Source organism: Pedobacter aquatilis (genome assembly GCF_030409415.1).
GTDB lineage: Bacteria > Bacteroidota > Bacteroidia > Sphingobacteriales > Sphingobacteriaceae > Pedobacter > Pedobacter aquatilis.
Genome location: NZ_JAUFPW010000036.1, coordinates 236,170 through 249,109, shown reverse-complemented (window position 1 = coordinate 249,109; position 12,940 = coordinate 236,170). Strand labels below are relative to the sequence as shown.

At 33.0% G+C, this 12,940-nt stretch carries 11 protein-coding genes and 2 tRNA genes; 5 read left to right on the top strand and 8 right to left on the bottom strand.

Translation table 11 applies throughout. The features are described 5' to 3' along the window. Positions 1-60: 60 nt before the first annotated feature. On the bottom strand, positions 61-1,023 hold the full coding sequence (locus QWY86_RS19445; RefSeq protein WP_290244578.1) for a GlxA family transcriptional regulator: 963 nt from the start codon (positions 1,021-1,023) through the stop codon (positions 61-63). A gap of 132 nt (positions 1,024-1,155) precedes the next feature. Here QWY86_RS19445 and QWY86_RS19440 point away from each other — a divergent pair, with 132 nt between their 5' ends. From QWY86_RS19440 to QWY86_RS19420, 5 genes are all read left to right on the top strand, one after another. After that, positions 1,156-1,650 carry a DinB family protein gene (locus QWY86_RS19440; RefSeq protein WP_290244575.1) on the top strand — a complete coding sequence of 165 codons (495 nt, stop codon included), beginning with the start codon at positions 1,156-1,158 and terminating at the stop codon, positions 1,648-1,650. Positions 1,651-1,713: 63 nt separating this feature from the next. Beyond that, positions 1,714-2,118, top strand: coding sequence for a hypothetical protein (locus QWY86_RS19435; RefSeq protein WP_290244573.1), 405 nt, complete (start codon positions 1,714-1,716; stop codon positions 2,116-2,118). A gap of 63 nt (positions 2,119-2,181) precedes the next feature. Beyond that, positions 2,182-2,559 carry a DoxX family membrane protein gene (locus tag QWY86_RS19430; RefSeq protein ID WP_290244571.1) on the top strand — a complete coding sequence of 126 codons (378 nt, stop codon included), beginning with the start codon at positions 2,182-2,184 and terminating at the stop codon, positions 2,557-2,559. 100 nt (positions 2,560-2,659) lie between these two features. Continuing rightward, positions 2,660-3,091, top strand: a complete 432-nt coding sequence (locus QWY86_RS19425; protein ID WP_290244569.1) for a DUF2147 domain-containing protein — start codon at positions 2,660-2,662, stop codon at positions 3,089-3,091. A gap of 6 nt (positions 3,092-3,097) precedes the next feature. After that, the gene (locus QWY86_RS19420; RefSeq protein ID WP_290244568.1) at positions 3,098-4,114 is read left to right on the top strand and encodes a WD40/YVTN/BNR-like repeat-containing protein; all 1,017 of its coding nucleotides are present in this window, start codon (positions 3,098-3,100) and stop codon (positions 4,112-4,114) included. Between the two features lie 12 nt (positions 4,115-4,126). Here QWY86_RS19420 and QWY86_RS19415 read toward each other — a convergent pair whose 3' ends face one another. From QWY86_RS19415 to QWY86_RS19385, 7 genes are all read right to left on the bottom strand, one after another. Further along, on the bottom strand, positions 4,127-5,701 hold the full coding sequence (locus QWY86_RS19415) for a hypothetical protein (protein WP_290244566.1): 1,575 nt from the start codon (positions 5,699-5,701) through the stop codon (positions 4,127-4,129). A gap of 11 nt (positions 5,702-5,712) precedes the next feature. Further along, positions 5,713-6,564: a dienelactone hydrolase family protein gene (locus QWY86_RS19410; RefSeq protein ID WP_290244565.1), complete on the bottom strand. Its 852-nt coding sequence runs from the start codon at positions 6,562-6,564 to the stop codon at positions 5,713-5,715. Between the two features lie 129 nt (positions 6,565-6,693). Then, the gene (locus QWY86_RS19405; RefSeq protein WP_290244563.1) at positions 6,694-7,104 is read right to left on the bottom strand and encodes an SRPBCC family protein; all 411 of its coding nucleotides are present in this window, start codon (positions 7,102-7,104) and stop codon (positions 6,694-6,696) included. Between the two features lie 98 nt (positions 7,105-7,202). Further along, positions 7,203-9,782, bottom strand: coding sequence for a PAS domain S-box protein (locus tag QWY86_RS19400; protein ID WP_290244561.1), 2,580 nt, complete (start codon positions 9,780-9,782; stop codon positions 7,203-7,205). 147 nt (positions 9,783-9,929) lie between these two features. Beyond that, positions 9,930-10,013 (bottom strand) — tRNA-Leu (locus tag QWY86_RS19395). A gap of 49 nt (positions 10,014-10,062) precedes the next feature. Beyond that, positions 10,063-10,135 (bottom strand) — tRNA-Gly (locus tag QWY86_RS19390). Positions 10,136-10,268: 133 nt separating this feature from the next. Next, on the bottom strand, positions 10,269-12,899 hold the full coding sequence (locus QWY86_RS19385) for a hypothetical protein (RefSeq protein ID WP_290244559.1): 2,631 nt from the start codon (positions 12,897-12,899) through the stop codon (positions 10,269-10,271). Positions 12,900-12,940 lie beyond the last annotated feature (41 nt).

Below are 12,940 nucleotides of genomic sequence, written 5' to 3'. Positions count from 1 at the left end.
TTAATTGTATTGAAGAGTTTTACTATAATTAACATTTCTTGATGATTTATATCATCAAAATTATCTAACCTGAAATTTATCCCTGTACTGAGAGGGTGTCATTCCAACTGTTTTTCTGAAAATTTTTCTAAAAGCTTTTGGGTCGTTATAGCCCGAATTATAAATAATTTCTGTCATTTGCTGAGTTGTTTGTTCCAATAATTTTTTTGCGGCTTCAATTCTAGTTTGTTGTAAGTATTCAATTGGTGTAATCCCTATAACTTGCTTAAATCGCCTAACAATATTTCTTCTACTCGATGGAATATCTTTAATCATTTCTTCAATTGTAGAAACATCCTGGTAATTACTTTCAATTTTGTCTTGAGCAGATGCTACGATATCATCATTATGATGTCTTGAAGGTTGAAAAGAGCTAAAATAAGATTGGTTGGATCTGTCCATATCAATTGCAAAAATCTTTGCAGTCTTTATCGCTAGTTCTTTACCACAGTGTATTTGTAGCAGATATAAAAGTAGGTGAAAGGTAGATGTTGCTCCGCCGCTTGTATATAATTGCCCATCTTGGGTAACTGTCTTATCAGGCTTAAGTCTTACGCGAGGGAAGGCAGCAGAGAATGCAGCACAAGCATCAACATGGGTTGTTGCAACCTTTCCATCAAGTAAACCCGTAGCTGCTAATAAAAATGCACCAGTACAAAAAGTGGCAATTTCGGTTTTGGTGTTATATTGTTTAATTAACCATGGAATAAATGCTTTATTTAATGAAATTGTGGCTTGTATATTTTCCGTTGTAAAAGAAGGTACTAGAATCAAATCGTATTTAATATCCGAATTTATGTTTTCAGTTCGGTAGCTTTTAAAAAATCCATCAATACAGTTATCTAACGTAATCAGTGTTATTTCAAATGATTTTTTATCCTGATTATCGAGTTGAAATTTGTTAGCAGTTTCTAAAACTTCTAAAATTGCTGCTACACTTAATAATTTATATTGTTCTGGAATTAAAATACCTATGTTATTCATTTGTGGTTAGATTTTGCCTTTAGTAAATATATGTAATTTGTCTTATATACACCCTAAAGTTGACATTTCTGACTGTTCTCTAAAGAATATTCAAATCGTAATTTTAGTTATTGTTTACCTAACAACATTATTATGAAAAAGAAGCCAATTGTAGAAAAACTGTATGGACTAATTGTTTTATATGAAATGCATACAGATTTCTTAAAACGAGCATTAGATGGAATCGCAGAAGAAGATGTTCAGAAACGATTAAATACCAATGCGAATCATATTGCCTGGATTACCGGAAGCATTGTTGATGGGAGATATTACTTAGCAAAATCTTTTGGTTTGGCTATAAAATCATCAACATTAGAACTTTTTAAAGATAACCATAGTATAATCGATGATGCGAAATACCCAAGCATAGCCGAATTTCTTGATGATTGGGATAATGTATCGCTTAAATTGCAAGAAGCTTTAACAAATGCTGTTGATGAGAAACTTAATGAACGAATCGAAATGCCCGGGATGGAAATGACTTTATTTGATATGATTTCGTTTACCATTTATCGCGAAGCAAATTGTATTGGCCAAATTGCATTGTGGCGCAGGTTGTTAGGTTACAAAGGTATGAATTACATGTAGTTAAGATTTTAAATCTTTTCAAACAATAAATGTTTTTTATGCTTTTTCTTTTAAAGATTTAACATGAATGAGCTTAGCCCTATTATTGGCAGATGGAAAACATCAGGCAAAACAATTGATGAAAAAGACATTAAAGGAACCGATATTTACGAATGGATGGATGGGTTTAAATTTATTATCCATACTGTTGATATTTTAATCGGCGATGAACGCTTAAAATCGATGGAAATAATAGGGCAGGGTGAGCATGAAAACGAATTTACTAGCTATTCTTTTGATAATAATGGTAGTGTAAATATTGCTGTGATGCATATTAAGAATAATCGAATCACCATTGTATCAGAAAGAGAACGTTTTAAAGGCGAAATTAGAGCAAAGGGTAACATAATTGAGGGTAAATGGGAACACTCTAATGATACAGATTGGAAATTTTTGATGGATATAAGGCTTTATAAACAAGTTCGATGAATAACTCATCCTCATTAATAAATTATTTTTTTCTTATTTTTAATAAACTAAACTAAAAACTATATGAAAATTGCAGTTATAATTATTAGAGTGCTATTAGGTGCGATGTATCTTTTTGCTTCTGTAAGTTATTTTTTAAAATTAATGCCTGAAGGGCAACAAATGTCAGCAGACCAAACAACGTTTATGACGGGTTTAATGGTTACCGGATATTTAATGCCATTAATTAAAGTTACAGAACTTATTGGTGGTATATTACTCATTTTTGGTAGAACGGCACCTTTAGCAGCAATTCTAGTTTTTCCGGTTACTTTAAATATATTTTTATATCACGCATATTTAGGCCCCAAAGAATTGCCAATGGTATCTGTAATGCTATTATTTAATTTGTTTCTATTCTTTGCTTATCGTCACAAATATTTACCTATCGTTTCAAAGTAATTTTATTCAAATTAAAACTTTCTCATACTTTTTTGCTTTATTATTTGTTTGGATCAAAAGGTCAAATTATTATCTTTAAAAACACTAAATAGAAATCGATATGAGAAAGTTCCCTATTTTAATGCTACTTTTTGTGGCGTTAGCAACCACTACATTTGCACAAAATAAAGATGCCGTGATTGGTAAATGGCTAAATCCTTCTGGAGAAGGACAAATTGAAATTTACAAAAAAGGTGATAAATACTTCGGTAAATTGGCTTGGTTAAAAGAGCCTAATATAAATGGTAAACCAAAAGTTGATGCGAAAAATCCGACAGCAAGTTTGCAAAACCGCCCATTGTTAAATTTAGAAATTCTAAAGGATTTCGTCTACGATGATGGTAAATGGACTAATGGAACTATTTACGACCCTAAAAGCGGAAAAACTTATAGCTGTAATATTTCCCTTAAAGGTGCAGATATAATGACGGTTAGAGGATACATAGGAATCTCATTACTAGGGCGTTCTGAAAGTTTTAAGCGAGTTAAATAATACTAAATGAAGAAATTAATTTGGTGCCTAATATTGGCACCTTTTTTTTGCGCTGCGCAGAATTATGCTGTTAAATCTTTAAATGAAAATACAAAAACCAGCATCCGTGGGTTAAGTGTTGTCGATGATAAAATTATTTGGACAAGTGGAAGTAATGGAACTATAGGGAAAAGTGTTGATGGAGGTTATAGCTGGGAATGGATAATTCCAAAAGGTTACGAAAAACTTGATTTTAGAGATATTGAAGCCTTTAATGAGTTAGAAGCTATTGTAGTTAATGCTGGTAGTCCGGCTTATGTTTTAAAAACAATTAATGGAGGTAAAACTTGGACTGAAACGTACAAAAACACCGATACAGCAATTTTTTTGGATGGCTTGGGAGTTTGGAGCAAAAACAAAGCAATAATTTTTGGTGACCCAATTGATAATAAAATGCAGCTATTAAAATCTATTAATGGAGGCAAGTCTTGGAAAAATATTTCTTCAAAAATGAATCCATCGCTTGTTAAAGGCGAAGCAGGATTTGCTGCTAGTGGTACAACTATTAAAACACTTCCCGGCGGACAGGTTTGGATTGCTACTGGTGGAATGATTTCTCACATTTATCACTCGAAAAATTACGGTTCAGACTGGCAAGTTTACAAATGCCCGATTTGGCAAGGTGAATCGACCACGGGGCCATTTTCTATTGATTTTTACGATGCAAATATTGGTGTAGCTGTTGGCGGCAATTATGTTAGAGATAAAGACAATTCCAACAACATCGTTTTAACTAATGATGGAGGTAAAACCTGGAGAAAACCTAAAACGCCAGTTTATGGCTATCGTTCTGCGGTTGCATATATAAATACTAAAACCTTAATTGCTACCGGAACTTCAGGTACAGATGTTTCTCTTGACGGAGGAGAAAACTGGAGCCATATTTCTGATATCAGTTTTAATTCTGTGCAAAAAGCAAAAAATGGGAAAGTTGTTATTTTGGCTGGGAATAAAGGATTTATTTATCAGTTAGAAGAAAAATAAGGCTAAATAAATCTATAATTTCTCAACAAAAATTGGCGTTTCTGTTACATTAACTATTAGTTTACCATTTTTAATATTAACTTTTTTGCTTAGCATTTCATTTTTACCAATTTGTAAGCTATGGATAATGGCTTGTTTTGAATTGCCTAAATTAAGTTGATAGCTGGCTGTTCTTCCTTGCTGGTCTGGAATTGTTAAAACGTAAATTTGTTTTGTCCCTTTTTTATATAAGTCAACAATCGGCTCGTTGCTTATTGTTGCAGTATAAAAATAATCTCCAATAAGCTTTTTTGTTTGGAGCATATAATCGGCAGATGGTCTAGGCTTAAACTCGTCATGAAAGCCCGATGAACTATATTGTATTTTGCTCTCTAGGCCACCAGCATCATCCAGCATATAAAACATGCAGCGTGAAATTCCATGCCTAGCATACAGCAGCGATGTACGCAAATTCCAATCGGCTTGAGTTATTAAAGAAGATTTTTCTTTAATAGGAATTGCATGTTGAGGCGTTTTGCCAATATCATATCCAGTTTCGGTAACCCAAACTTCTATGCCAGGAGCATGTTTTTTAGCAATTGATATAAATTTGTTTGCTACAGAGCCAATATCAGAAAGTTCAGGAGCAACACCAACTGTAGCCTCTTTACCTGTTAAAAAGCTATTGTTGGAATATAGATGATAATTAATAACATCAAAACATAAATTAATTGAACCATTTGCTTTTAAGCCTCTGTTGTTTTTACACCATTCAATCATTTTTTCAACAAATTTAGGTTCTGCTACGCCTAAGCCTCCCATTACAACCTGCATACTGGAATCAGCATTTTTTACGCCAACATTTTTACCCATTGTTCCTTTATGTCCGTCATAAAATGCAGACATATTTGCGGCATATTCTTCTGCTGTTTGTTGAGCCCTTTTTCCTTTCCACCATTTATCAGGTTCATTATTACATTCTACAAATTTTATCAAATCTAAGCCAACTAACAGTATGTTGGCATCATCACCATTACAACGTATAGATGTATCAACAGAAATTAATGATTTGTCGATGTTTTGGTTTGCGCCGTATCTTGCAGCAAACTGAAAAGCCATTTTAGCCTGAGTTATATATGATTTTGGATTGCTTTTATCATAACCATATTGAACCGGTGTATTATCATAGCCTTGCTCATCCTTCGGATAGCTGGTAACCAGCCACTTTGGTACATTTTTTATACAAGCAAGTGCTTCAATGTTATCATCTTTTAATCGCTTATAAATAACATCATAGTATGCTCCACCGTTATGTGTTGGGTTAAAAGTATATTTTCCAATTGCAGCCTCCATTCTGTCCCAATCTAAATAATGCCTTATTCCGCCAAAGGATTTTATCAATGCCATTCGTTTTTCATCAATAACACTCGATGAAACTTTTTCATCAACAAAATCCCACTCAAAAGCATTAACACCTAAATATTTTTTAAATGGAATAGCAGACGGCGTTTTGGAAGTATTTGAGATTTGTACTGTATCTGGAGTATAATTATCTTGGCAAGAGCAAAAAATTAATACGGTTAGTATTGCAAATAAAAAACGCTTCATTAAAATTGCAATTACGATAGTTTACTTTTAAATAAATCCATACTTCTTTGCCAGGCTAATTTTGCTGCAGCTTCATTATATCTTGTTGGTGATGTATTATTGTTGAAAGCATGATTTACACCATCATAAATGTAAATCTTGTAATCAATTTTGCTTTCCTTTAGTGCAGCTTCATAAGCAGGAATGCCCGCATTTATACGTTCATCCAAACCTCCATAGTGCATCATAACACTTGCTTTCATTTTAGCAACATCTGCAATATTTGGTTGAGCACCATAGTAAGCTACAGCGGCCTGTAATTTAGGGTCATTGACAGCTAATTTATTCGAAATTCCACCACCCCAGCAAAATCCCATACAGCCAACCTTACCATTACCGTCTTTATTTTTTCTTAAATATTCGAGTCCGTTTAAATAATTTTGTAGATTCTTAACCGGATCAAGTTTGCCTATCAATTCACGTCCTTTATCTTCATCAGCAGGTGTTCCACCAAATGGTGAAAGTGCATCAACACCTAAAGAGATATAACCTTCAGCGGCAACCCGCTTGGTAACATCAATTATATGTGGATTTAAACCTCTGTTTTCGTGAATAACCAACACAGACCCCAATTTTTTCTTGCCTTTAGGTTTGGCTAATATACCTTTCATATCGCCATCAACACCTGGGAAAGTAACTTCTTCGGAGGTAATATCATCACTTTCAAAACCTGAAGCAGCAACGTAATTATTTTCGAGTAAAGGTAAAACAGTTAAAGCTAAAGCAGTGCTACCGGTCAGAATCGCCAGTTTTTTCATGAATTCTTTTCTGCTTAGCTGGCTATGTGTGTATTTATCGTACAGGGTGATGATTTTTTGATTCATGATGTAATGTTTAAGTTATGAAGCTAATATAACATTCTGATGTTGAATTATAAAGCTCAAAGATGGGGGTGAGGTTTTTAACTAAAAGACTCTTAATGCTTCAATAAGAATCTTTTAATTAAATTTTGTTTAATTTTCTTCAGTGTATTTCTTAAAATTATCTAAAATAGACTGCCATCCTCCACGTTGCATTTCAATTGGATTTTGGTTTTCAGGATCAAATGTTTCGGTAATTTTAGTCGTATCGCCATCAGCTTCAAAAGCAATTTGTACCGTTCTTCCATCAGCCAATGCGTATTCAATTTTTTTATGAGTTTCTACATTTGTGTAAACGCCCTCGAAATCAAAACTCACACTACCATCTTTAGCTGCCATTGTTGTTTTAAATTTTCCATCAGTTTTTAAGTCATTTTCAGCATAAGGTGCATGCCAATCACTGGAAGCAAATGTCCATTTTGTAATGTGTTCAGGACTGCTCCAATATGCCCAAACTTTATCGACAGGGGCATTAATTTCAGATTTAACTGTTATCTTTTCCATATAGATTATTAAATTTATAGCATAAAGTTATACTAAGATTCCATATTTGAAAAAGGTTAAACAAGACAATTTTAGGGTGGAACTAGAAACTGCTAATTCTAAACTAATGGAATTTCAAAGTAAAATGTAGAACCTTTACCTATTTCACTATTTACACCTATTTTTCCGTTATGTCGCTCAATAATTTCTGAGCTAAGATAAAGTCCAATTCCAAAGCCAGAAATCGTATGGTGTTTGCCAACTCTATAATATCTGTTGAAAAGTTTATCAACATCTTCTTCATCTATACCAATTCCTTCATCTGTAATGCTTACTACTGCTTTATCAGCCAAAATTTCACACCGAATATCTATTTCTGTTCCAGACGGCGAATATTTAACTGCATTACTTAATAAATTAGATATCACACTTCCAATCTTATCTCTATCAGCATTAACAATAATTGGTTGTACTACAGATAGGTTAATTTTATGAGAAAACTGAACCAAATCACTTTCTTCTACTAGTTCTTTGATTAGTTCATCAAGTTGAAAATCACTTTTTTCTATTAATAATTTACCAGATTCTAAACGAGATACATTTAAGAAACCGTTTATCATCACTGTCATTTTCTTTACCTGATTATAAGTTCTATTGAGTGCTATTAATGCGTAGGAATCTTCATTTTTTTTGGCTCTTGATTGCAAAACCTGTACAAAACCACTAATTGCCGTTAAAGGTGTTTTAAGTTCATGGCTTACCATGCCAATGAAATCATTTTTCCTGATTTCATCTTTCTTTAATTCGGAAATATCTACGCTAGAGCTTATGTAACCAGCAAATTCTCCATTTTTATTAAACCGAGGATTACCTTTTGCCAAAAGCCAACTGTAATTGCCATCTTTATCCAAAATCCTAAATTCACCTGTAAATGGCGACTTATTTTTAAATGCTTCGAGGTAAATCTCAACATATCTATCTCGATCTTCCGGATGAATCAAATCTGCCCAGCCAAATTTTAATAAATCATTCATACTACGACCGGTTAGGGCAGTCCATGCTGTATTAAAATATGTGGCATTGTTTGTTCCATCACCAACAGCGATGAACACATCTGTTGCTTCTGCCATATTTCTAAACCGCGACTCACTTTCCTCAATTGCATGGCGGTATTCGGTTTCTGCAGTAATATCTAAAATAACACCAAGAAAGCGGGCAACTCTACTGTTTGATTTTGGAATGCTTTTTCCAACCACACGTACCCACTTTATTTTATTTGTAGTGCTTTGTAATATTGGGTATTGAACATCAAAAGGCTGTTTAGTTAAAAGGGCTTTACTACGGGCTTCCTCTATAACAGGCAAATATTCTGGCACAACCGTATTAGTTACATCGACCCATGTTATCTTTCCGCTTATTGGTAAACCATAAAATTCTCTTGCTTTTGGTGAGATATCAAACTTACCAGTTTCAGGTTCAATACTATAAATGCCCAAATTACCTGATGCTAATGCTAACCTAAGGCTTTCTTCAGTTTCTAATAATTCCTCATTTTTGAGAAAAAGGGTTTCCTGAGCTTCTTGTAACTCTTCGTTGGTAGTTGCTAACTCCTCATTTGTTGCAGAAAGCTCTTCATTGGATGCTGCAAGTTCTTCGGTTGTAGCCTGTAATTCTGATTCGTTTGCCTCTAATCTTTTCCTATTTAAAACATTATCGGTAATATCGTTAACGGTTGCCAATATATATTCTACATTACCATCCTTATCGAAAATTGGATCATACGAGAAATCGACATATATTAAGCCCATTTCGCTATTTTCGTAAGAGATATTAACTGGCACTTCAGGCATGGCTATGCTCTTACCACTTTCAAATACTTCTGCCAATAATTTTGGAAACCTCTGCGTTTCTAGTTCTGGAAATACATCTGTAATTCTTTTTCCAACAACATTTTCTGGCTTTCTTTGCCAGATTTTGATCATCGGTGGATTGGGATGTTCTATAATTAAATCTTTTCCCTTAAGCAGGGTCATTGCAACGTTTGTAGTTTGAATTATATTTTGCAAAAGCAACCTGCTAGATTGGAGATCTTCTGTGCGTTTCTCAATCCGAAGCTCTAATTGATCGTTTAATAGTTGGAGTTCTTTTCTGGATAAAGTAAGTTCTTCATTTGTGCTAATTAAATCTTCCAAATTTGCCTGAAGCTCCTCGTTGGAAGCCGCTAATTCTTCATGCGTATCGGCCAGCGCTATGTTGAGCCTATTTTCTCGTTCTATTGATTCACCAAGGGCATTTGTGCCTAAAACTTTATCGGTAATGTTGTGTACAGTAACTAGTAAATATTGTACATTACCATTATCTATTACAGGAAGAATTTCAGATTGCCACCAACTTACTTTGGTAGATTTTAAATCGGCAGAAGGCACATTGTATTGAAAAGCAGGAAGGCAAATAATTTCTTTCGTTTCTACAGCGGATATTAGTCCGTTAATTAAAATTTTACTTTCTTGATTATTCTCCTCAGTTGGGTAGGCTTCAATTATTTTGAGGCCTCTAACATTTCTGCTTGTGGTGTATGATGTTTTTTCAAATTCTTCATTGTAATCTACAATAGAAAAATCAGGAGCGTTAGCTTCAAGAATTATCTTTGCTACTGAATTATTAAAGATTGCTCTAAAGAGTGGAGAATTTAGGTTCATTAAGAGATGATTCTGCTTCTTATTTGCACGAATATAACATGTTGCAATCTTATTTGCTTGTGTTTTCGCGTTTAATTTATTGTTAAAATTTTTGAGCATTAAAAAAAGCCATCATTTCTGATGGCTTTAGTTTCGATTTTTTTGAAGTACTCGGGGCGGGAATCGAACCCGCACGCCTTTGAAAGCACAGGATTTTAAGTCCTGCGTGTCTACCAGTTCCACCACCCGAGCAGGCGATTAACCTTTTAAAATAAATGCTTTCTGGTAGGAAAACATTTAGAGCGAAAGACGAGATTCGAACTCGCGACCCCGACCTTGGCAAGGTCGTGCTCTACCAACTGAGCTACTTTCGCAAAATAATACAATATGTCGTATTCCTTTGGGGTTGCAAATATAGAAATATAATTTTTCTTTTAAAATAATATTTTAATTTTTTTATATAAATTGTTTTTCAAGGTGCTAATAGGGCGTGTGTTTTATGAACACTTAAAAAGTAAAAATATACTTTACTAAAATTGTACGTTTTCTTAATGGCATCTCATAAATAGATTGTTGGTTAGCTGAAGAGTTTACCTGACTGTACAGGTTTTTGTTCATCAAATTAATGCATTGCAATTCAAAAAAACTTTTCCATTTGCCAGGTGCATATTTCACATTCAAATCAAAAAACTGATTACTGATTTCTTGCCTTAAAGATTGCCTGTAATTATTGAAGTTATAAGTAAGGCTAAAAGAAATCTCCTCACTTAAATTTTGCTGCAATTCAGCTTTTAATTTTTTAGACTGTATTTTGTTAGAAAGATGGCCATTTGAAATCGTTTTCTGGTTATTTATTACTTCGTTAAGATCACCAAATATTGATATGTTAATGGTTGAAAGTAATTTCTTCCTAAAAGTTATACCAATATTTGTTTGATAAGCACGAAATGGCGTTATTTCATCATTATAAAAGCTAAATCCGGTTTGCAAATTGAAGCTACTCCGAGCAGAAAAGTTTATAGAAAGGGGGAATAAGTATTTTGAGAAATTACCATTAATAATGTACTGATTTCTCTTATTTTTAAAGTTTATGGCAATTGATTTTGTTAACGCACTATCAATTATGTAAGAATTGATGAAATTTTGTTCACTACCACTATAGCTGAAATTTAGATTAAAGAAAAGCATTTTTATAGGCTTCCGGTAAGAATATCTTGCATTAAACGAATTGATATCCGTTTTAGGAAGTGATGTGTCATTATAATTTAATTGCCTGTAATTTATTAAAATAGTTCCATCGTATATATCATTTAACTGCCCATAACTTGTTTGTTGCGCAATTCTTAAATTCAGTTCATTGTATTTGCCTAATCTTGTTTTAAAATCGACAACCGGGTTAACTCTAAAATAATTGTATACGTCTTTTCCAGGGTTTTCTGAATGACCATAGCTTATCATAGTAAATGTTGGAACAGCCTCTATAGAAATTGTTGCTTGTTTAATTGGGAAAATGGCTGCTATCTTTCCAAATGTTCCAAAATTATTAAAGTCTAATTTATTTTTAAATTTTAAGCCAACAGTACTCAATACATTTGCACTATCAGTTTTTATTAAGTCACTATTAAAATGATTTTCTTCATAACTAATACCAGCCGATATTGAAAGAACACACCAGTTTTTTTTGGTTTTAAATGTTACCGACTGATTGACGAAAATAGTTCTGTTAAATAAATCTTGGCCTAACATCACATAATCTAAGCCATCGTTAACCAAATTTTTGTAAATACCAGGTGTAATTTTTAAACTTTCATTTATTTTATAATATTGCAGCAAACTATTATACTGTAATAATTGATTTTGACCTATTGCCCTTACCAAATTTGTTTCATTGCTTAGTGATTTATAAAATGTTGGTTGACTTTGTTGAAAAAATGATAGATTTTGATAGGTATCGCCATTTCTTTCCCATTTTGGTAGTATTAATTTTGTTGTGGATTTTAAATATATGGACTTACTGTTCTTTTCAATTAGAGCTTCTCCATGCCAATGATTTAGTTTATAAATACTATTCTGAACTTCTTCGTAGATTATTGTATCAGTATTCCCAATAAAATAATTTATTCTGCTGTAATAATTATATTTGCGTTTAAGTTGAAGGGTAGATAAATTTAAGCGTATTGCCCAGTCCGAATTTAGTTTAAATAATGTATTTATACTTGCAGAATAATCATTATTCATCAAATAATATTTATCACCTAAAGTCGGAACTGTTTCACTTTCCATTGATAGCAAATTTGCTGGCTTCCTTATAGAAATTTCATCGTTAAAAGAAACGCCAACGTTAGCTTGCTCGGCTTGCAAATTTTCACCAACATTATTGGCTTTTACATTATTAATACTTTTTACCTTTTTTTTGAATAAAAGATTATTTAATTCTGCACTGTAAACTTTATTTCCAGAGCCAATATAACCTGTATTCAATGTCATCGTTCTTGCGCTATCAGTAAGTTTTAGGTTTAAAGAAATATTATCGCTGCTTATATATCCGTTTAGTGCCTTAATTGGCTGGTCTCTTTCAATTACCTGCACTTGTTCTACAGCATTAACAGGTATGTTGTTGGTAGCCATCTTATATCTTCCATCTAATAGGTTATCTCCATCTATATAAACATTGCTAATGTGTTTTCCATTGTAACTAATACCACCATTCTCATCAATTTGTATTCCGGGCAACCGACTAATTAAATCAGCAATTACGCTGTCATTCCTATCTTTAAATGCTTGTAGATTATATTTTAAGGTATCACTTGCTAAACTTATCTTAACTTGCGAATTAATAGTTACCTCCTGAAGTTTAAATGAATTAGATTTGAGTTTAATATTAAAAGATTGTTCGGCTTTTTTGTTAATAGGTAAAATGAGGGATTGATAACCTAACGCGGTAACTTTAAGGGATAAGTTTTCAGTTTGATTCTTAAAATTGAAACTGAATGCGCCATTTTCACTGGTTTTGCTAAATATTATGCCTGCTCCATGTTGGTTAATAAGAATAACCGATGCAGCAATAATTGGGTTGTCGATACTATCTTTAACAAATCCATTAACCAAAACCTCTTCTTGTGCGAGAAGTTTACCCATACAATAGAACAGGCAGATTAGTAAGAAGCAGATTTTTTTGC